This window comes from Sulfurimonas iocasae, from assembly GCF_047716755.1.
In the GTDB taxonomy this organism is placed as follows: Bacteria; Campylobacterota; Campylobacteria; order Campylobacterales; family Sulfurimonadaceae; genus Sulfurimonas.
In genome coordinates this window covers 1,193,643-1,215,105 of sequence record NZ_CP180409.1, presented here as the reverse complement: position 1 = coordinate 1,215,105, position 21,463 = coordinate 1,193,643, and the positions used below count along the sequence as shown (strand labels likewise).

Genomic DNA, 21,463 nt, shown 5'->3' with positions numbered 1-21,463 from the left:
TTTATTAATGAATTAGAACGTTACATCTAAAGGAATAATAAGATGATTGAAATATTAGTAGTATCATGTATTGCAGGGTTGATTGGTTCTGTATTTATGGACATGACAGAAAGTTTTATGTCAAAAAAGGGAATTAGTAGCGGTGTAACAGTTCAGCATATAGGAAAATGGTTTTTACTAATGTTAAAAGGTACTTTTACACATGATAATATTGATAATACTAGAACTATGCCAAATGAAGTTAATGCCGGTAAGTTTTTTCATTATATCATAGCAGGTTGTGGCATCACGATATTATATCCTATGATTTTATATGTATTTAATATAGGATTTGAAATAAATCATATTTTATACGGTATGATATTTGGATTTTTAACAAATATTTTCCCATGGTTTTGGATGATGCCATCATTTGGATGGGGTATATTAGGATTAAAAAAATCTGTAAAATCTAATACTATATTAGCCCCTACAATTTCACATATTATATATGGACTTGGTGTTGGTATTGTATTTAACTTATATTATAAATTCTAATTAAGGATATAAAAAAACTTCTTCTTTACATTGTCTACTTTCAATGCTATAATTATACACATACTTTATACACATAGGAGATACAGATGACTATACTTTATAATTCTCATGCAAAGAAAAAAGCAACAAATCTTAGTATAAATTCTGACTTGCTCAAAAAAGCAAAAGAGCTTCATATAAACATCTCTAACTCTTTAGAAAAGACGTTGATACAACTCATCAAAGAGCAAGAGATTAAGAACTGGGAAGCTCAAAATAAGACTTCCATAAATAGTTATAATGAAAGAGTTGCCAAACATGGTACTTTCAGCGATGAAATAAGAAGTTTTTAATGGCTCAGTTTGATATTTATGAAAATACAAACCAAAAAACAAATGGAGAGATACCATTTTTGCTTGATATTCAAAACGATATACTAAAAAATCTTTCAACAAGAGTTGTTGTTCCTTTAGTTTTAAATATGAAACCAGCAAAAATACTAAATCCTCAGTTTAAAATAAATGATTTAACAGTTACTATGTCAACAGCTGAACTAGCAGGTATATCTATGGATAATCTAGGTTCAACTATATGTTCAGTTAAAGATAAAAGAGATGAAATTATCTCAGCCGTTGACTTTATGACAACTGGCTTTTAAAAGGAAAAATTTAAATGTACATATACGATTCAGTACAAAAAACAAAACGCGAGTTTACTCCACTTGTAGAAGGCAAAGCCTCTCTTTATGTGTGTGGACCGACTGTTTATGATGACGCACACCTTGGTCACGCTAAAAGTGCTTTGGTTTTTGACTTGCTCACAAGAGTTCTAAAAGCTAACGGTTACGAAGTAACTTACGCCAGAAACATCACGGACATAGATGACAAAATCATCAAAAAAGCACAAGAACTTAGTAAAGACATCAAAGAGATTACAGACTTCTATACAAACTCATTTCATAAAGAGATGGATGCCATAGGTGTATCTCGTCCAGATATCGAGCCAAAAGCTACAGAATCTTTAGAAGCCATGACAGAACTTATCCAAAAACTCATAGATGCAGGTCACGCCTACCCAACTAAAGATGGTGATGTTTACTTTGACACTGCCAGTGACAGTGAGTACCTAAAACTCTCTCACAGAGTTCAAGATGACGAAGACAAACAGCAGAGGGTTGAAAGCTCATCAATGAAAAAAAATAGCGCAGATTTCGCTCTATGGAAAAGCGTAAAAGACGGCTCTGTGACTTTTGAATCTCCTTTTGGCAAAGGTCGTCCTGGTTGGCATCTAGAGTGTTCTGCGATGATAGAGAAGCATCTAGCATCTGAGGGTGCAAAGTTTGCAGTAGATATCCATGGTGGTGGAGCAGACCTTCTTTTTCCACACCATGAAAATGAAGCAGCCCAGACAAGATGTGCAACTAACCATGCACTTGCAAATTACTGGATGCATAACGGTTTTGTAAACATTGACGGTGAGAAAATGTCTAAGAGTTTAGGAAACAGTTTTTTCTTAAAAGATGCTCTAAAAGAGTATGACGGAGAGGTTTTACGCTTTTACCTCCTAAGTACGCACTACAGAAGTAACTTTAACTTCAACACCCAAGATTTAGCAAGTTCTAAAAAGAGACTTGACAAGATATATAGACTTAAAAAGAGACTTTTTGGACTAGCTGACAACACAGATGCGACTGAGTTTAAAGAGGCTCTACTAAAGGCTCTAAGTGATGATATGAACGTATCTTCTGCTTTAGCACTTATTGATGAGATGGTATCAAATGCAAACGAGACACTTGACACTGCAGGAAAACATAAAGTTCTTAAACGCGAAACTATCTCAAATTTAAACTATATAGAAGCAGTTCTAGGATTTGGAGTCAAAAACCCTTATGAGTACTTTCAGTTTGGGGTAGATGCTCCTACAAAAGAGAAGATATTTGACCTTATTGTAAAACGAGATGCGACTAAAAAAGAGAAAAACTTCCAAGAATCAGACAAACTTCGTGATGAAATCTTAGCCTTTGGTGTAAACATAATGGATACACCGCAAGGAACTTTTTGGGAAAAAGCATAAGTATTATAAATACTTACATATAGATGTCAAATTTATGAAGCCACATCACAGTTAATACTTTGATAAGTATTTGAAAATTCTTTCTTAAAGTCTTCAGCAGATTGGAGCATTGCGAGAGTGGCCTCTCCTCCCTGTTCACCATATAAAATATTGTCAACTTCATCCAGAATATCGTGAAATGTTATCAACTTAGACGAGTAAGATTTAAACACCTCCGTAATACTGCTAGCAATCCAATCATCACTGAGATTATTTAGCGTTTTCTCCAACGCTTCTTTTGTATCGTTATCAATATTTACATCTTTTATATGTACAGAAGAACTGTTGATTGTTGCCATTTGTTTTATTCCAATAATTAATATTCCGGCATTATACTTTGTTAAAATAAAATTATCTTTATTTAGTAAGCAAATTGATGTAATATTTGCTATTATTTCACATAAACTAAACAAATAAAAGAATAACCTTGACTATAAACGATATACACACACACTTACAAGAAAACTCAAAAAATTTAACAAATGAGTTCAAAAGACTTTTTCATGGTCGCGGAGGACTTTATGATGGTTGGAAGCATCTGACTATCGATTCTATAAATGACATATTAAGTGTTGCTCTCTACTTTGAAGAGGAAAAAGAGAAAGAACTGCTTGAGATGCTAAAGTTGTTCGTAGCCTCTACTAGACATAAAACTATAGTTTTGCAGCGTCGCTACATTAAAGGTGCTCCAAGTGAAGTTATAGTTGGTGAACTCCTAGATAATATCTTTGTAATTGAAAATGCTATGAAGATAAAGCTAAATCTCCTCTCAAACCGCAACAGTGGGTATTTTCCTGATATGAAAAATGGCAGAGAGTTTGTAAGAGAAAATTCTAAAGACAAAAACGTGTTAAATCTTTTCTCATACACTTGTGCTTTTAGTGTGGCTGCTATGATTGGTGGAGCCAAGAAAGTATCTAACATAGATATGAGTAAAGGCGCATTAAGTACAGGGCGAGCAAATCATTATCTCAATGACATAGAGACCAGAGGTGTTAGTTTTCATCCATACAACATCCTAAAATCATTCTCACGCATAAAGAAGAAGGGTCCATATGATTTGATTATTATAGACCCTCCGACCTTTCAAAAAGGTAGTTTTGAAGCTACTAAAGACTATAAAAAACTTATTATGAAATTACCACAAATTGCTTCTGAAGATTGCACACTTCTAGCATGTCTAAACTCACCTGATTTGGATGCAGAGTTTATAAAAGAACTCATAAAAGAACTTGCTCCAAGTTTTAAGTTTGTGAAACGTTTAGAAAATGTGGAAGAATTTGTATCTATAGACGAAAACAGATCTTTAAAGAACCTGATTTTTCAAAGAAATAAATAAACTAGCTTAAATAACTTATTATAATTTTATTATAATAAGTTATACTCCATATCACAAATATATCAAAAAAAATTAGGTGAAGTGGTGAAAAATCTTTTAATCTTAACTCTATTTACTACCTTCTTGTTCTCCTTTATGTCTGACAACCCTCATAATTATAATTCAGATAATTTTTCAGAAAATACTATCAAGGAAGCATGTTCTAAATGTCATACTCTTAATTTAGATAGCTTAAACTCTACAGATACTTCATTTAAAGATTCGTCTATTATGTGTATGGGCTGTCATGATGGTGTAAATGCAAAAAATATGCCTATGATTTATCCCAGAAAGGGAAAACTCTACGGAAGTTTTGGCAATATGAGTTTAAATAGTGGTCATCCTGTAATGGTTAACTATATTGAAGGTGTAGCCGGACTAAGACCAAAGTATACTTCCATAAATAACTGGAGTAATGCAAGTAACATCAATGACCTTTTAAGAGATGGAAAACTAGAATGCGGAAGCTGTCATAATCCTCATGAAAAAAAATGGCCTATGTATCTTAAACATAACAACAAGAATAGTGCATTATGTTTCAGCTGTCATGATAAATAATACTAAGTCTTCACAAAAACTAGCACATAATAGTATAACTATTAGACATTTTTATAAATTGAGTAGTTGTTTTTACCCATTTTTTTAATCTCATACATAGCTTGATCTGCTCTAATAATCAGCTCATTTAAGCTATCTCCATGTTCAGGGTAAAAACTAATCCCAATACTGATACCAACATGACACCGATGATCTTTATAAGGACAGAATTCATTCACCTCTTTTATAATAATTTTAGCAATTTCTTTTTCATGTTCAACATCTGTTATATCTCCAATTGCTATCGCAAACTCATCACCACCAACACGGGCTACTGTGTCAGAAGCTCGTATAGATGATTTTAAACGAGCTCCTACTAGTTTAAGAATTTCATCGCCAGCATCATGACCTAAAGTATCATTAATAGATTTAAACCCATCAAGGTCTAAAAACATAATAGCTACAATTTTTTTATTTATTTTTGCACGATTAAACATATCAAAAACTATATCTTGGAAATATAGTCTATTTGGAAGTTCTGTAACAACATCACAAGTTGCTAAATGTTCCAGCTCTTTATTTGCACTTTTAAGATCATTTGTAAGTTCAAAAAGTGTTTCTCTATCATCTTTTAAAGCACTAGACATCTCTCTAATATTTTTAATAAATTGACTTATAAGAAAAAATATTCCACCAAATCCAGCACCAATATTTAAGGCTATAAATATTTCAAATGCAAGGTTGGGCAGTGGATTTTCTATTTTAGTTGAAATATCTTCATCTATTACCATAGAGATAACAACAAGAACTAAAAAAAGTATAAACCATCTAAGTCCACTTTTCATATCTTGACTATACATAATGGCAGTAACAGGTGCATAAAATGCCCAAATCATTACAAAGCTACCTGCTGTAAATCCACCAAGTATCCACATTAATATAAATGGTAATAATAGGATTAAAACAAGTTGAGTTTTTTCAAAAAACATGAAATTCTTCGTTTTATATAAAATATATCCAGAGAGTAACGAAATAAGGACATAGGTAATTGGAACAAGAAAAGCTTCAAAATTATCCAAGTATAGATATATTGCGCTCCAAATAATGGCTGGTAAAAATATATATAACGGTAGCAAAGTCAATGCAACTTTTTTTGATATTGAACTTTCACAATCGCTCGGTAAAACTCCAATATATGATAATTTATTTAGAATATCTTTCATTTATCTTTTAATCCTTAATATATTGAATCATATCTTCATAATAATTTATTATACATAAAACAACAAATTAAACCTAGTTATTTGAAGAAATTGTTATTATTTATGTATTTAAATTAAATTACTCTCTTGCTTGAGTTAAATTACTTTAAGAGTATCTAATTCTATCTATTCAACAGCACTAGTTAGAGGTACTAAAACTCTACTCATTAGTATCATTTATTAAATCATTACCTTTATTTTAGTATAATCTCTAAAATGACAAAAAGGTAAATTTGCGAATATGATTAATTATGAAAGTATAAAACCTTGGCTGTTTAAACTACAGCCAGAAAATGCACACCACTTAGCTGAAACAGCTATAAGAGCTGCAAATATTTGCCAGATACCGTTTAACTCTTTTCTAGAGTCTCATTTTATTACAGACGATGTTTTAAAACAAGAGTTATTTGGTCGTACTTTTTTAAATCCTATTGGGCTTGGTGCAGGATTTGATAAAAATGCTACGATGATTCGCGGTATGCAAATCTTAGGTTTTGGTTTTACAGAAATCGGAACTGTTACCCCTAAGCCACAAGCTGGAAATCAAAAACCTAGAATGTGGCGTCATGTAGAGGAAAAAACTATTCAAAATGCTATGGGCTTTAACAACGATGGAGCACTAAAGGTTCAGACGAGACTTAAAAAAATGTATCCCTTTACTACTCCTATTGGTGTAAATATAGGAAAAAACAAGTTGACTCCTGAGAGTGAAGCTATCAATGACTATACGCATCTTATAAAAACTTTTAATGGTCTTGGTGACTACTTTGTTATCAATATATCTTCTCCAAATACTCCTGGTCTTAGAGACCTGCAAAACGAAGAGTTCATTAGCAGACTTTTTAGTGAAGCTAAAGCACTTACAGATATGCCTATTCTTTTAAAAATAGCACCTGATATGAGTGAAGAAGATGCAGTAGCACTTACAAAAATGGCAGTTGCGCAAGGTGCTGACGGTATCATTGCTACTAATACGACTATTGACTATTCTCTTGTTAAAAAACCTCATGATGTAGGTGGACTTAGCGGTGCAGTCTTAAAAGAAAAAAGTTTTAAAATCTTTGAAGCTGTAGCAAAAGAGCTTTACGGTAAAACTACACTTATATCTGTAGGTGGAATCGACTCGGCCGAAGAAGCATACAGAAGAATCAAAGCAGGAGCGTCACTAGTGCAAATACTGAGCGGTATCGTATTTCATGGTCCTGACATGGTTATGAATATTAATAAAGGGCTTATAGAGCTTATCAAAGCTGATGGATATACAAATATCACTCAAGCAATCGGTGCAGACAGAAAATGAAATATTTCTTAGCACTCATACTAACTTTAGGGACACTAATGGCATCATCACTACCAAAATATGAGACTAAAACACTAAAAAATGGACTGCAAATCGTTGTTATCCCTCTTAAAAATTCTACAAATGTAATCTCTACTGATATCTTTTACAAGGTTGGAAGTAGAAACGAAGTAATGGGAAAAACCGGTATTGCTCACATGCTAGAACATATGAACTTTAAGTCAACAAAGAATCTTCCAGCTGGAGAGTTTGACAAAGAAGTCAAAAGTATAGGTGGTGTAAACAATGCATCTACAAGTTTTGATTATACACACTACTACATAAAGTCAAGTACAAATAATCTCTCAAAATCACTAAGCCTTTATGCTGAACTTATGCAAAATCTAAACTTAAAAGATAAAGAGTTCCAACCTGAGCGTGATGTTGTAGCAGAAGAGAGACGATGGAGAACAGAGAACTCGCCACTTGGTTATCTTTACTTTGCAATGTTTAACAACGCTTATGTTTATCATCCATATCATTGGACTCCTATTGGGTTTATGAATGACATCCAGACTTGGACTATAAAAGACATCAAAGACTTTCACAAGACTTACTATCAACCAAGCAATGCTATTTTAATGGTTACAGGTGATGTTGACCCTAAAGAAGTCTTTAAAAAAGCTAAAAAAGAGTTCGGCGATATCAAAAACAGTGCAAAGATTCCTGAGTTTAAGTTCGTAGAGCCTGAACAAGACGGAGCTAAAAGAGTAACTATCCACAAAGAGAGCGAAGTAGAGATGCTCGCTATTACTTTTCATATTCCGGACTTTAAAGACAAAGACCAAGTTACACTTAGTGTAATCTCAGAGATTCTTTACTCTGGAAAAAGTTCAAGGCTATATAAAGAACTCATAGATAAAAAACGTCTTGTAAACCAAGTCTACGCTTACAATATGGAAAACATCGACCCGGGTCTTTTCATCTTTTTAGCATCTTGTAATCCTGGTGTAAAAGCTGAAGATGTAGAAAAAGAGCTTATAGAACAGATAGAGCTAATGAAGACATCAAAAGTTACTAAAGCAGAATTAGACAAAGTAAAGATTAACTCAAAAGCAGACTTCATCTATTCACTAGAGAGTTCAACTTCTGTAGCAAATCTTTATGGTAGCTATCTTGTTCGTGGTGACCTTACTCCACTTTTAACTTACGAAGAAGACATTAAAAAGATAACTGCAAAAAAAGTTCAAGATGCAGCAAATAAATATTTTAACTTCAATAAATCAACTACTCTTATTTTAAAAAAGGCTGAATAAGCCTTTTTTAAAATCTATCTTTATAACTACACTTCAAACACAACTCTTCAACTGCTATAGAGTTAGAAAATCCTTCACGCATCGACACTGCTCTTTTTGAAGCTAAGACTTCACTGAGAGTTGTTGTGTTTAGGTTGCCAAGATTGATTACACCATCACCATCTAAACAACACGGAACCACTGTCCCATCTGCTAGTATACCAATATGAGATTTCAGCCCATAGCAACTTCCATTTGAGTGGTGAGTTGAGCCTAAGGATGGCCACTTAAAATACTCATCAAAATTTAATAATACTTTTGAGGCAAGACGTATAGATTTTGGTCTAGTCTTATAAAGTTCTGTAATGTTTAGTTTTATCTCAAAATAATCAGATAGTTTTTTTAATAATAAAGCGTTATATTCTACTTCACTGCAAGCTTCATCAAAGTTCCATATTCTTAGATTTATAAAAGGCTTTGGCTTGTGAATGAGTTTGTATTGACAAGTAGATAATATGGAGTCAATATAATCATCAAAAGTGAGCTTTAGAGAGTTCTTATTGTAGCTGTTTAGTGAAATGTTTAACTGACGAACACAAGGATGAAAGATAATAGAGTTTTCTAAGTTATTTAAGTAATAACCACTTGTAGTAAGTTCTACTTCAAAGCCATAACTATGAGCAAGTTCTAAGTAATCATTTAGGTTTGAGAGAATGAGAGGGTCTCCCATTACATGAAATGCAAGTGATTTTGTGTAATCTTGTAGTTGTGTTAATACTTTAGCAAATAGTTCAAGTGACATTGTTTTAGAGGGCTGAAGTTTTGGCGGGCAAAAACTACATGCTAGACCACAGATATTTGTTATTTCGATATGAACACGATGAAATTGCATAGCTACTCTTTTAAATGCTTGGTCTAGCTTTAACATAAGTATGCAATTAGTAGAGTTGAATATATTATGTTTATAAAAATATATGTCCAAGTATTACTTGGACACTAAAAATAATAATTAACCTAGTTGAGCTGTAATAGCAGCTTCAACTTCAGAGATGTGAGCTGTTCCATCTACTGTGATATAAGTTAGTGTATCAATTTTTTTTGCTTGATCTTTATAGTAACCAATAAGCGGTTGAGTAAGTTCATTGTAAACTTTTAAACGATCAAGAACTACATCCTCTTTATCATCAGCACGTTGAACTAAGTCCTCACCTGTCTCATCATCTTTGCCTTCAACTTTTGGAGGATTGAAAATAGTGTGATAAGTACGTCCAGATGCTAGGTGAGCACGACGACCTGACATACGTTTAACTATTTCTTGGGCAGGTACATCAATTTCAATAACTGCATCAATTACGATACCAGCCTGAGTTACTGCATCTGCTTGAGGAAGTGTACGAGGGAAGCCATCTAGCAAATAACCATTTTTACAATCATCTTGGGCAATACGATCTTTTACAAGACCAATAATAATCTCATCAGTAACAAGTTGACCAGAGTCCATAGCTGCTTTAGCCATTTTTCCCATATCAGTACCAGCTTTAATAGCTGCTCTTAACATATCACCAGTCGAGATCTGAGGAATGTTGAACTTTTTTGTTAAAAATTGAGCTTGAGTACCTTTACCAGCACCAGGTGCTCCTAATAATATAATTCGCATTGTATCTTCCTAAATATTTTGTTATTGAAACTATATAATAATGAGTTTAAAATAAGCTCTATTTTAGACAAAAAGTTTATTATTTTCCAAATTTTAAAGATAAATTACAATTATCTTTTATTTTTATTTCATCCTGTTAATATTTATCAACCATCTCTCTTAAGTTTTAAATTCAGAGAGCTTATTATTAAGTGTTTCAGTCATATTATTCATATGTTCTGCCGCACTTGCTATTTCTTCAACACTTTTTGCATTTTTACTAGTTAAGTCATTAACTTTACTAACACCGTCAATTATATGTTCAGTATCTTTTCCTGTTTGAATGTAGCTCTCTACTGTTTTATCTGCTGTGATTACTGCTTGATTCATAACCGAAGAGAGTTCTGTTATTTTGTCTTCTACACTTATTGCTGTCTCACTTAACTCTTCAACTTTTATTGCGTTTGAATTCATCTGATCGCTAGACTCTACAATAGATTGAATAATTACACTAATAGTTGCATTAATATCTACTAAACTTTTTTGTGTTCTCTCTGCGAGCTTTCTAACTTCATCAGCGACAACTGCAAAGCCTCGTCCATGTTCTCCTGCCCGAGCTGCTTCTATGGCTGCATTTAAAGCAAGTAGATTTGTCTGATCCGCGATATCACCTATAACTAATAGTACCTCTTTTACCTGCTTGGTATCTTGACTTAGTTGTTTTATTCTATTTGCTAATTCTACCTCAGTTGAAGCACTTACTTTTATATCTTGAGTAAGTTCTAAAATTGCTTTATTTGCTTTTACAAGAAAGCCACTTGCTTTTTCTAAGTCATCTTTAGATTTTTTTGCTTCTTCTATACTGATTCCCATCTCATTTTTAATAGTAAGGGCTTGTTCAGTTGTTGTGTTTACCATAGTAGTTGATTCTTCTAGCAAATTGCCTACTGAAATTGATGTAGTTGATAGTTCATGAGAGACAGATGAATTTTCACTCGACAACTGTTTAGCATCTGAGATAATAAGTCTTACTTTTGCTATAAAGTTATTTATTTCCTCACTGGCTATAGCTATTTCATCACGTCCTTTTATATCTAGTTTTTTTGTAAGATCACCATCCCCACTTGATAAGTCCTTTGTACGGTTTATTAGATTATTCAGTGGTGAAGATACAATTTTACTGACAATAAACCATGTAATAAAACTAATAACAAGTATCATAATAGTACTAGCAAATATCAAGTTATTCCTTAACTTGATATTTTCTTTTTCAAAATCAGCTAAATTTACTTCTCCTACGACTACCGAGTTCCATTTAGCAAACTCTTTAAATCTTACAGCTTTTCTTAATCCATCTTCTTTATACTCTATATAGCCATTCTTTTTTTCTATAATCTGCGTTGCGATATCTGAACTTGCAGATTTGTTTCTCATAGTTCTGTGAATATCATATTTTTTCGTTTTCAAGTTTATTGCATAAAAATGACCATTTTCTCCCATCTTCATTTCATCTATCTTTTGAGAAAGAGACTTAAGTCCTTGTGTAAAGTCATAACCTATAAATAAAATACCTATAACACTTTCAGAAGCATCTATTATTGGCGCATAAACAGTTACATAATCTTTTCCAAAGAGTCTTGCATTACCTACAAATGTTTTCTTATTCATAATTGGCTCATATGCCGGGCTTTTAGAACCACCCAGATATGTACCCATTGCTCTTTTGCCATCAGTTTTTAGTAAAGATGTAGAAACACGTACAAAATCATCACCATCTCTAGCAAAAACTGTTGCTACTGCACCAGTTTGTTTTGTAAACTTTTCAATTTTTGTAAAGTTATTATTTATAACTATTCCATTACTTGATAATTCTGGTGTCGATACACCATATACATCAATTTTTTCATTTGGATTAATAGAAAAGTTACTATAGTTGTCCTTAAATACACTATATAATTTTATAGCACTATCATCTAATGCTCCATTATAAGTATTCATAGTATGAACCATACTTTCAACGCTCGTATCTAGCTTTAGACGAGTCTCTTTATCTATATATGTATTAAGAAAATTATTTATATATCCAATAAATGCAATCATAGAAACAACAATTACAACAACTAGTATATATGTTACTTTTTTTGCAATAGAATTAAACATATTCACCCCTGATTTTTTTATAGAAATAGTAATCATACATACTTAACTATATTCTTTAATAAATTATAACATAAATAGGTAAGATATTTTTTACCTTTTGTACATTTTCTATATATATAAATTCCTAACAAAAATATATATTTCAACAAAGCTTTTATTTTAAAGATTTTTAAGAAGTTTTATTGGATCAATAATTAGTTTATTTTAATCATAATCTAGTAATCTTATAGACTTACTTGACATTAAATATAATATTTGTTACAATTCCCCCATGCGTTGATAGTTGATATCAATTTTAAGGGAATAGTATGAAAGAAAAGCCTTACAGGTCAATCGTAAAAACAATCTCTTGGAGAACAGTTGGAACGATAGACACTATTGTAATTTCATATTTTATTACCGACAATTTAGCAATGGCTGCATCTATTGGGTCTATTGAAGTTGTAACAAAAATGATTCTGTATTATTTTCATGAAAGAGGATGGAATAAAATACAACTAGGAAAAATTCAAAGCCCAGAATATCAGATATAGGAAGTAAAAATGCAAAACAGAGTAAACCAATTAAATGAAGAGTTTAATAACTCATCTACACTAGAAGTGTTAGAGTTTCTTTTAAGAGAGACTAAACAAAAGGTAGCCTTGTCTTCAAGCTTTGGAGCAGAAGACCAAGTACTAACTGACATGATGATAAGAATTGATAAAAGAGCAAATATCTTTACTCTTGATACAGGAAGACTTCCTGATGAAACATATAGTGTGATGCATGAAACTAATTTAAAATATAACATTAAAGTAAAAGTATTTTTTCCAAAAGCTACAGATATAGAAGACCTATACAAGAGACAAGGAATAAACGGTTTTTATGATTCTATATGGAATAGAAAAAGCTGTTGCGCAGTTAGAAAAATAGCTCCATTAAAAAGAGCATTAAAAAGTGTTGACTTCTGGGTAACAGGTCTTAGATCTTCTCAAAGTGTAACAAGAGAGGACATGAAACTTTTTGAGTTTGATGAAGCGAATAATGTTATCAAAGTCTCTCCTTTAAAAGATTGGTCTGAACAAGATATATGGGCATATATAAAGAGTTATAAAGTTCCATATAACAAACTTCACAAGCTTGGTTACCCAAGTATAGGTTGTGCACCATGTACAAGGGCTGTTAGAGAAGGTGGAGATATAAGAAGCGGTAGATGGTGGTGGGAAAACCCGGAACATAAAGAGTGTGGATTACACTTAAAAAAATCTGCGTAAGAGACAAAGATGATTGATAAAGAAAAATTAACACATTTAAAACAACTAGAAGCTGAGTCCATTCATATCATGAGAGAAGTTGTATCGGAGTTCCAAAATCCGGCAATGCTTTACTCTGTAGGTAAAGATTCTGCTGTGATGTTGCATCTTGCGCAGAAGGCTTTTTTCCCTGCCAAACTACCATTTCCTCTACTACATGTGGATACAAGATGGAAGTTTAAAGAGATGATTGAGTTTCGTGACAAAATGGCTAAAGATCTTGAGTTTGAACTTTTGGTTCATACAAATCCAGATGGAATAGCTCAAGACATTGGACCATTTTCTCACGGTTCTGCTGTTCATACTGATATTATGAAAACTCAAGGTTTAAAACAAGCACTTAACAAGTACAAGTTTGATGCTGTATTTGGAGGTGCAAGACGTGATGAAGAAAAGAGTCGTGCAAAAGAGAGAATCTACTCTTTTAGAGATAAAAAACATAGATGGGATCCTAAAAATCAGAGACCGGAACTTTGGAATATTTACAATGCTAGAGTTAAAAAAGGTGAATCTATTAGAGTATTCCCTCTTTCAAACTGGACAGAGCTAGATATTTGGCAATACATATATCTTGAAGGTATTCCCATTGTCCCTCTTTATTTATCTAAAAAGAGACCTGTTGTTATGAGAGACGGCGTAAAAATCTTAGTTGACGATGAGAGACTTCCACTAGAAGATGGTGAGGTTCCAAGTATGGAAAGTGTTAGATTTAGAACACTTGGGTGTTACCCTTTAACGGGAGCAGTCGAGTCAAGAGCGACTACACTTCCTGAGATTATTCAGGAGATGCTTCTTACTAAAACAAGCGAGAGACAAGGCAGAGTCATTGATAATGATAGTACGGGATCAATGGAGAAAAAGAAAATAGAGGGGTACTTTTAAGATGTCAAAACAAGAGATAAAAATAGCTAATGACATAGAGAGTTATCTAAAAGAACATGAAAACAAACAACTGTTGAGATTCATCACTTGCGGTAGTGTTGATGATGGTAAAAGTACTCTTATAGGCAGACTTCTTCATGACTCTAAAATGATTTTTGAAGATCAGTTGGCTGCTATTAAAAATGACACTAAAAAATCTGGAACTACTGGTGAAGAGTTTGACTTGGCACTTTTAGTTGATGGACTAGCGTCTGAGAGAGAACAAGGTATTACTATCGATGTTGCATATAGATATTTTGCGACTGATAAGAGAAAGTTTATCATTGCAGATACTCCTGGTCACGAGCAGTACACTAGAAATATGGCAACAGGGGCTTCAACAGCGGACTTAGCCATCATCCTAATAGATGCAAGATATGGTGTACAGACCCAGACTAGACGTCACTCGTTTATTACAAAACTTCTAGGTATTAAGCATCTGGTTATTGCAATAAATAAGATGGACTTGGTTGATTTTAGCGAAGCTAGATATGAAGAGATTAAAAAAGATTATTTGGAATTTGCAGATGAGTTAGGTTTAACATCTGACTTAACACTTATTCCTATGTCTGCTTTAAAAGGCGACAATGTTGTAAATGTTAGTAAAAAATCACCTTGGTATAGAGGTAAGACTCTTATGGATACGCTTGAGACTATCGAGATAGCGACTGATAGAGATTTAACTCACTTTAGACTGCCTGTTCAGTATGTAAACAGACCAAACTTAGACTTTAGAGGTTTTTGTGGAACTATTTCATCTGGAATTATTAACGTTGGAGATTCAGTCACTGTTTTACCATCAGGCAAAAGCTCGAGTGTTAAAGAGATAGTTACTTATGATGGTAACTTAGAGAGTGCTTATGCACAGCAGGCTATCACTATCACGCTAAATGATGAGATAGATATTTCTCGTGGAGATATTTTAGTAAAAAGTGATGAGCAACCAGATCAAGCAAGTGACTTAGATGTAAACATTGTTTGGATGGATGAAGAGCCTTTAGTAAAAGGCAAACAGTACTTTTTTAAACGTGCTTCAACAGTAGTTACTGGTTCTATTGAAAAATTTTATCATAGAACTGATGTAAATACACTAGAGCAGCAAAGTATCAGTAAACTAGAACTAAATGAGATTGGGTTTGCTAGATTATCACTCAATCAAAGCATCGCATATGATTCATACGACCACATTAAAGCGATGGGTAGTTTTATCATCATAGATAGAATTACAAACAACACGGTTGGTGCAGGAATGATTCTAAAGAAGTCCGAGCAAACAGCAAAAGCGATAATAAACGAACACTCAGAGTATGAGGTTGAGTTTAACGCTCTTGTTAGAAAGCATTTTCCTCATTGGGAAGCTAAAGAGATTTTATAGGAAATATTATGGCAAAGGAAACAGCAGCGCAGAGAGTGGAACGAATCAAAGTTGAAAAAAGTGGCTTAGATGTTCTTAGAGATATTTATCACTACGCAATTAGCGGGGAAGAAGTAGAGCCTGAAGATATAGACAGATTTAAATGGTATGGTTTGTATACACAAAATAAAAATCTACAAGCATCTGATGATGAGACTCTGTACTTCATGTTAAGAGTCAAATTGGTTCAAGGTGCGATGAACTTAGAACAAATAAGAATAGCTTCTGGCATCTCTAAAGAGTTTGCACAAGGAACTGCTCACTTTACAACAAGACAATCTATACAATTTCACTTTATAAGAGTACGTGATTTGCCAGAGATTTTCTACAGACTAAAAAGTGTTGGACTGACTTCTGTTTTTGCAGCAGGTGATGTTCCTAGAAATATTGTTACATGTCCGGTATCTGGGGTAGATAAACATGAGATATATGATGTTAGTGAAATTACAAAGCAAATAAATAACTACTTCGATGGAAACAAAGACTTAGTTAATCTCCCTCGAAAATACAAGGTAGGAATTTCAGGATGCTCTAAACACTGTATGGGACATGAGATACAAGACTTGTCTTTTTCTGCGGTGAAGTTTGAAGATGGAAGAATTTTGTTTGATGTAAGAGCTGGTGGTGGTTTGGCATCTAACAAACAGTTTGCTTTGCATCTTGGTTTTGTTGGAGCATCTAGAATTCTAGAAGTTGTAAAAGTTATCTCTATTTTATATAAAGTTCACGGATTAAGAGAGAATAGAAAAAATGCAAGACTTGGTCACCTCATAACTAAATGGGGTTTTGAAAAGTTTAAGGAAGAAGTTGAAGATAGCCTTGGTTTTATCTTCGAAGAAGGCAAAGTACAGGAGTATACTCCTTATGCTAAAAGAGAGCACTTCGGAGTTCATGAGTCTAAAGTAAAGGGCAAGTCATATATCGGCTGTGCTGTTAATGGTGGAAATATTGGAGAAAAAGGTTTAGAAGACTTAGCAGATATTTTAGAGAGATATGGAGTAACAACTATAAAAGCAACAACGACTCAAAACTTTGTTGTCATAGATGTTCCATCAGATGCTGCTACGTCATTGGTAAAGGACTTAGAGAGAATAAATATAGATGCTAATCCAAACCCTTTTAAGGCAAGGACTATCTCTTGTACAGGGATGAAGTTTTGTAAATTTGGAATCAGTGAGACAAAAGATGCAGCTATAACTTTAGCCGAGCATCTACACGAAAAATTTCCAGATTTTGAGGAAACTGTCAGTATATCCATGAGTGGATGTTCAAACTCATGTTCACATCCAAATATTGTGGATATTGGACTAGTTGGGACAAAGTTTAAAGACGAAAAGGGTGAGACTATTTCAGGTTTCGAGTTAGTCTTAGGCGGAACCCTTGAGGGAGATAAATCAAGATTTGGAGAAAAGATGAAATTGAAAATAAAACCTAAAAATGTTAATAGCACAGTTGAAAAGATAATTGCTTCTTATATTAAAAGTTCCAAAAAATATATAAGCTTGTTTTTAAAAGATTTGATAGAAGGCGATGAGTTTACTATCTATAATTTAAAATAATTAATTCATACTATAGTAAATCAATAAGACTACTTGATATCAAACTGTAAACTTGTTATTATTATACTATATTAAATAAAGGCTTCAAAAATGGCAATCATATCAACTAAAGGGGCTTACGGCCTAACAGCAATAATTATTCTGGCAAAAGAAGAAAATAATAAGCTCTTGCAAATCAAGGATATCGCTGCAAAAGGTGATATTCCTCAAAACTATCTTGAGCAGATACTTGTTCTACTAAAGAAAAGTGGTCTGGTTGAGAGTGTTAGAGGTGCTAACGGTGGATATAAACTATCAAGAGATACAAATAACATAACGGTTTATGAAGTACTAAACTCTTTAGAGTGTTGTATGGCACAAACTGAAAACAAAAGTAATGACAATATGTTACAACCATTTTGGGAAGATACCCAAGAGAAGATAAAAGAGATTTTTCAACTCTCAATAAAAGAGCTGGAGGAGTTTTTAGAAAAAGACTCTAAGAATATTACATATCATATTTAAAGGATAAATTATTATGATTGCAAAAGATGTAACTGAGTTAATCGGGAATACTCCATTGGTGAGAATAAACAAATTCTCTAACGATACAAACACCACTATTTTAGGCAAATGTGAATTTATGAATCCTTCTAGTTCTGTTAAAGACAGAATTGCTCTAGCGATGATAGATGCAGCTCTTGAAGATGGAAAAATCAATGAAAGTACTGTAATCGTTGAGCCTACAAGTGGGAATACTGGAATTGGTCTAGCGATGGTTTGTGCAGCAAAAAAACTTAACTTAACTCTTACAATGCCAGAGTCTATGAGTATGGAAAGACGTCAGTTACTAACAGCACTAGGTGCAAACATAGTACTGACTCCTGCTGAGACAGGCATGAAGGGTGCAATTGACAAAGCTGCCCAGCTAGATGCAGAGATGACAAACAGTTTTATGCCTCAACAGTTTAATAACCCGGCAAATCCAGAGATGCATCGAAGAACAACGGCTCTTGAGATTTTAAGAGATACAGACGGCAAAGTAGATATTTTAGTTGCTGCAGTTGGAACAGGCGGTTCACTAACAGGAATTGGAGAAGTTCTAAAAGAGCATAACCCAAATATACAAGTAATAGCAGTTGAGCCTTCAACCTCTTCTGTAATTTCAGGAGGAAAACCTGGTCCACATAAGATACAAGGTATCGGTGCCGGAATAATTCCAGGAGTTCTAAATACTGAAATCTTCGATGAAGTGATAAAAGTAGATGACGAGGATGCTTTTGCAACATCTAAAGAGTTAGCAAAAACAGAAGGTCTGCTAGTTGGTATCTCATCAGGTGCAAACGTATTTATAGCAAAACAAATTGCCGCAAGGCCTGAAAATAGAGGTAAAACAATAGTTACTATCCTGTGTGATACAGGAGAGAGGTATCTAAGTACTAGCCTTTATACATAAAAATTTAAAGGTAAGTTATGCTAAATAGAAAAGATATTTTTAGACCGTTTGTTGAGGAGGAGATCACTTTTAAACAGATATCTGAGGGTATTATCGGTGTAAACAAAGAGAACTACTTTGACTACACAGCTTCAGGTCTTGCTTACGAGCCTATCGAGCAGAGAATACAAGAAGTACTCACAACATATGCAAACACTCACTCAGAGTTTGCAAGTGATGCAAAGACTACATCTTTTTACTACGATATAGCAAGAGAAAATCTAAAAGAGCATCTCGCACTAGAAAAAGACTTTGTTCTTCTTCCTTGTGGAACAGGAGCTACGGGAGCTATCAAAAAGTTTCAAGAACTTCTTGGTCTATACATTCCTCCTGCAACAAAAGCCAGATTTAACATCGACTTTGAGAATCTGGAAAAACCTCTTATAGTTATAGGGCCTTTTGAGCACCACTCAAATGAGATTAGTTACAGAGAAGCCATCTGTGACACACAGAGAATTCCTTTGGATAAGACTGGAAATGTTGACATAGAGTTTTTAGAAAATATACTCGAGAAAAACAAGTCACGTCAGATAATAGGAGCATTTTCAACTGCTTCAAATGTTACAGGCATCATCCCTCCATATGTCAAGATTTCAAAGCTACTGAGAAAGTATAACGCTGTTATAGCATTTGACAGTGCTGCTTCATCACCATGCTTGAACGTTGACTCTAAGTTATTTGATGCTCTGTTCTTATCACCTCACAAACTTTTAGGCGGTCCAGGAACTTGTGGACTACTAGCTATAAGAAAGAGTCTTATAAATGAAAAAGAATCCCCTACTTTTGCAGGTGGAGGAACAGTAGCTTATGTCTCATCAAGTGAGCATATATTTAACTCAGATATTGAGATACGTGAAGATGCAGGAACTCCGGCAATACTTCAACTCATTAAAGCCTCTTTTGCTTACCAACTTAGAAATGAGATAGGTATAAAAAGAATCCAAGAGAGAAAAATAGAACTCTTTAAACTTCTACAAGATGGTCTATCTGAGTTTGATAACTATACAATCTACGGACAAAACGAAGGACATAGCAGTGTCGGCATTTTGGCTATAAACTTTCACGGGATTACCCCATTTGATTTATGTGAGAAACTCTCACATAACTTTGGCATCCAAACACGTGCGGGCTGTAGCTGTGCCGGACCCTATGGACATGACCTCTTTGGTATTTCAGAAGTAGAAGCTGATAATAAAAAACCAAGCTGGCTTAGAATAAGTGTAAACTACACACATAGTATAGATAGCATCAAACATCTTCTCTTTGCATTAAAAGAGTCTATATATGAACTTAAAAAGCAAGGAAATTAAGAAATAGACATCAGTTTATGAACATTTCATTTTAGTATGGCAATAGCTTTAAATTTATTGCTATTATAAGTGATTTAAGTACTAACTTGGGATCTTTAAATTATCACTGTTTATGACTTTGCAAATACACGATTAGGATTGTAGACTTAATGAAAAATACGAGGGTCTAAAAAGTGCTTGAAAGTATGGTATATTGGTAGTAAACAAATGTTTATTTACAATGAGCTGTAAAAAAGTGTAAAAACTTGTCCAAAATGTAATTCAAAAGACACAATATCTAAGGGTTCTAGAAGAGGAATCAATAGATATTTTTGTAACAATTGTCTCAGCTCTTTTAGCTCAAAACGAAGACCAAAAAGCCTACAAGAAATCATCTTTAAAAAGTATGTTTACAGAAGATAAATTCTAAAAGATTTAGCTCTTGATTATAATCGTAGTATTCCATGGATTAAGAAACAAATATTTGAGTACGAACCTATTGAAAAAACTCACTTACCACGAGAAGTGGTAAGTGTCTGTGATGCTACTTTTTATGGCAAGAAGAAAGATAAATTGGGCACTTTGGTTTTCAAAGATATTTTAACCAAAGAAATATTGATGTGGAAACATGTTCAGAGTGAATTGACAAAAGACTACAAACAATTACTTCAAGAGCTGTTAGCTTTAGGGTACATTATAAAAGCTATCATAATTGATGGTAAGAGAGGCTTGTATAAGGCTTTTAAAGACTATCCAGTACAAATGTGTCATTTCCATCAAAAGAAAGTTATACAGAGATATATCACTATGCGTCCAAGATTGAAAGCTGGAAAAGATCTCCAAAAAATCATGTATAATTTAACAAGCACGACACGAACAATTTTTACAAAAAGGCTCAATGAGTGGTACGAGAAGCATAAAGACTTTTTAGCAGAAAGAACTATAAACCATAATACTCTCAAAGAATCTTTTACTCACCAAAAACTTGTATCCACATACAAGAGTTTAGTTACACATTTACCTTACCTATTTACATATAAAAATCAAAAAGACATAGTCATTCATAATACTACAAATGCCATAGATGGTGGAGTCTTTTCTCCGATGAAAAAGTTATTGAAAATACATAATGGTTTTACAAAAAGTTTGAAGCTCAAAATGGTTGATGACTATCTAGTGAGTTATAAGAAAAAATGATTATTCGGACCTCCGTATTTTTCATTAAGTCCCTTTTTATAAAAAATCTTTACAAAATACTAAAATACCAACTTATTAGTATATAATATAAAATAAAATTTATTTAAGTTATTTTTAACTGTTTTAAATAGATAAAATTCAG

At 33.3% G+C, this 21,463-nt stretch carries 23 protein-coding genes; 18 read left to right on the top strand and 5 right to left on the bottom strand.

The window, feature by feature from the left end:
• Positions 1-42: 42 nt before the first annotated feature.
• The 4 genes from ACLHDE_RS06150 (at position 43) to cysS (ending at position 2,589) form a co-directional block, all read left to right on the top strand.
• Positions 43-537, top strand: a complete 495-nt coding sequence (locus ACLHDE_RS06150) for a DUF2938 family protein (RefSeq protein ID WP_415398327.1) — start codon at positions 43-45, stop codon at positions 535-537.
• 86 nt (positions 538-623) lie between these two features.
• Positions 624-869 carry a type II toxin-antitoxin system CcdA family antitoxin gene (locus ACLHDE_RS06145; protein WP_415398326.1) on the top strand — a complete coding sequence of 82 codons (246 nt, stop codon included), beginning with the start codon at positions 624-626 and terminating at the stop codon, positions 867-869.
• Positions 869-1,174 (top strand): CcdB family protein, encoded by a 306-nt coding sequence (locus tag ACLHDE_RS06140; protein WP_415398325.1) that lies wholly within the window; start codon positions 869-871, stop codon positions 1,172-1,174. The genes ACLHDE_RS06145 and ACLHDE_RS06140 overlap by 1 nt, the downstream gene beginning before the upstream one ends.
• A gap of 14 nt (positions 1,175-1,188) precedes the next feature.
• The gene (gene cysS / locus ACLHDE_RS06135; RefSeq protein WP_415398324.1) at positions 1,189-2,589 is read left to right on the top strand and encodes a cysteine--tRNA ligase; all 1,401 of its coding nucleotides are present in this window, start codon (positions 1,189-1,191) and stop codon (positions 2,587-2,589) included.
• A gap of 32 nt (positions 2,590-2,621) precedes the next feature.
• Here the strand turns inward: cysS and ACLHDE_RS06130 are convergent, their stop codons facing one another.
• Positions 2,622-2,927: a hypothetical protein gene (locus tag ACLHDE_RS06130; protein ID WP_415398323.1), complete on the bottom strand. Its 306-nt coding sequence runs from the start codon at positions 2,925-2,927 to the stop codon at positions 2,622-2,624.
• A gap of 128 nt (positions 2,928-3,055) precedes the next feature.
• Between ACLHDE_RS06130 and ACLHDE_RS06125 the strand changes: the two genes are divergently transcribed.
• Positions 3,056-3,967: a class I SAM-dependent methyltransferase gene (locus tag ACLHDE_RS06125; RefSeq protein ID WP_415398322.1), complete on the top strand. Its 912-nt coding sequence runs from the start codon at positions 3,056-3,058 to the stop codon at positions 3,965-3,967.
• Positions 3,968-4,051: 84 nt separating this feature from the next.
• Positions 4,052-4,564 carry a cytochrome c3 family protein gene (locus tag ACLHDE_RS06120; RefSeq protein ID WP_415398321.1) on the top strand — a complete coding sequence of 171 codons (513 nt, stop codon included), beginning with the start codon at positions 4,052-4,054 and terminating at the stop codon, positions 4,562-4,564.
• A 41-nt stretch (positions 4,565-4,605) separates the two neighbouring features.
• On the opposite strand, the gene ACLHDE_RS06115 is transcribed toward ACLHDE_RS06120, so the two are convergent.
• Complete coding sequence (locus ACLHDE_RS06115; RefSeq protein ID WP_415398320.1) at positions 4,606-5,532, bottom strand: diguanylate cyclase domain-containing protein; 927 nt, start codon at positions 5,530-5,532, stop codon at positions 4,606-4,608.
• 514 nt (positions 5,533-6,046) lie between these two features.
• Between ACLHDE_RS06115 and ACLHDE_RS06110 the strand changes: the two genes are divergently transcribed.
• Together ACLHDE_RS06110 and ACLHDE_RS06105 are read left to right on the top strand one after the other, a co-directional pair.
• A complete protein-coding gene (locus tag ACLHDE_RS06110; protein WP_415398319.1) occupies positions 6,047-7,105 on the top strand; it encodes a quinone-dependent dihydroorotate dehydrogenase in 1,059 nt (352 codons plus the stop codon).
• Positions 7,102-8,400 (top strand): M16 family metallopeptidase, encoded by a 1,299-nt coding sequence (locus tag ACLHDE_RS06105; RefSeq protein WP_415398318.1) that lies wholly within the window; start codon positions 7,102-7,104, stop codon positions 8,398-8,400. The genes ACLHDE_RS06110 and ACLHDE_RS06105 overlap by 4 nt, the downstream gene beginning before the upstream one ends.
• Before the next feature lie 7 nt (positions 8,401-8,407).
• On the opposite strand, the gene ACLHDE_RS06100 is transcribed toward ACLHDE_RS06105, so the two are convergent.
• The 3 genes from ACLHDE_RS06100 to ACLHDE_RS06090 form a co-directional block, all read right to left on the bottom strand.
• A complete protein-coding gene (locus tag ACLHDE_RS06100) occupies positions 8,408-9,307 on the bottom strand; it encodes a radical SAM/SPASM domain-containing protein (RefSeq protein WP_415398317.1) in 900 nt (299 codons plus the stop codon).
• An 81-nt stretch (positions 9,308-9,388) separates the two neighbouring features.
• Positions 9,389-10,036 carry an adenylate kinase gene (gene adk / locus ACLHDE_RS06095; protein WP_415398316.1) on the bottom strand — a complete coding sequence of 216 codons (648 nt, stop codon included), beginning with the start codon at positions 10,034-10,036 and terminating at the stop codon, positions 9,389-9,391.
• Between the two features lie 159 nt (positions 10,037-10,195).
• On the bottom strand, positions 10,196-12,175 hold the full coding sequence (locus ACLHDE_RS06090) for a methyl-accepting chemotaxis protein (RefSeq protein ID WP_415398315.1): 1,980 nt from the start codon (positions 12,173-12,175) through the stop codon (positions 10,196-10,198).
• A 308-nt stretch (positions 12,176-12,483) separates the two neighbouring features.
• Here ACLHDE_RS06090 and ACLHDE_RS06085 point away from each other — a divergent pair, with 308 nt between their 5' ends.
• From ACLHDE_RS06085 to ACLHDE_RS06040, 10 genes are all read left to right on the top strand, one after another.
• Positions 12,484-12,708 carry a DUF2061 domain-containing protein gene (locus tag ACLHDE_RS06085; protein ID WP_415398314.1) on the top strand — a complete coding sequence of 75 codons (225 nt, stop codon included), beginning with the start codon at positions 12,484-12,486 and terminating at the stop codon, positions 12,706-12,708.
• A 9-nt stretch (positions 12,709-12,717) separates the two neighbouring features.
• On the top strand, positions 12,718-13,428 hold the full coding sequence (locus ACLHDE_RS06080; protein WP_415398313.1) for a phosphoadenylyl-sulfate reductase: 711 nt from the start codon (positions 12,718-12,720) through the stop codon (positions 13,426-13,428).
• Positions 13,429-13,437: 9 nt separating this feature from the next.
• On the top strand, positions 13,438-14,349 hold the full coding sequence (gene cysD, locus ACLHDE_RS06075) for a sulfate adenylyltransferase subunit CysD (protein ID WP_415398312.1): 912 nt from the start codon (positions 13,438-13,440) through the stop codon (positions 14,347-14,349).
• A 1-nt stretch (position 14,350) separates the two neighbouring features.
• On the top strand, positions 14,351-15,763 hold the full coding sequence (gene cysN, locus ACLHDE_RS06070; RefSeq protein WP_415398311.1) for a sulfate adenylyltransferase subunit CysN: 1,413 nt from the start codon (positions 14,351-14,353) through the stop codon (positions 15,761-15,763).
• Between the two features lie 8 nt (positions 15,764-15,771).
• Positions 15,772-17,361: a nitrite/sulfite reductase gene (locus tag ACLHDE_RS06065; RefSeq protein ID WP_415398310.1), complete on the top strand. Its 1,590-nt coding sequence runs from the start codon at positions 15,772-15,774 to the stop codon at positions 17,359-17,361.
• A gap of 90 nt (positions 17,362-17,451) precedes the next feature.
• A complete protein-coding gene (locus ACLHDE_RS06060; protein WP_415398309.1) occupies positions 17,452-17,865 on the top strand; it encodes an RrF2 family transcriptional regulator in 414 nt (137 codons plus the stop codon).
• Positions 17,866-17,878: 13 nt separating this feature from the next.
• Entirely contained in the window at positions 17,879-18,796 is a 918-nt protein-coding gene (gene cysK, locus ACLHDE_RS06055; RefSeq protein ID WP_415398308.1) for a cysteine synthase A, read from the top strand.
• Between the two features lie 17 nt (positions 18,797-18,813).
• Entirely contained in the window at positions 18,814-20,145 is a 1,332-nt protein-coding gene (locus ACLHDE_RS06050; protein ID WP_415398307.1) for an aminotransferase class V-fold PLP-dependent enzyme, read from the top strand.
• 273 nt (positions 20,146-20,418) lie between these two features.
• Positions 20,419-20,547 (top strand): hypothetical protein, encoded by a 129-nt coding sequence (locus ACLHDE_RS06045; RefSeq protein WP_415398517.1) that lies wholly within the window; start codon positions 20,419-20,421, stop codon positions 20,545-20,547.
• Positions 20,548-21,321, top strand: a complete 774-nt coding sequence (locus ACLHDE_RS06040) for an IS256 family transposase, variant Zn-binding type (protein WP_415398516.1) — start codon at positions 20,548-20,550, stop codon at positions 21,319-21,321.
• The last annotated feature ends 142 nt before the right edge of the window (positions 21,322-21,463 follow it).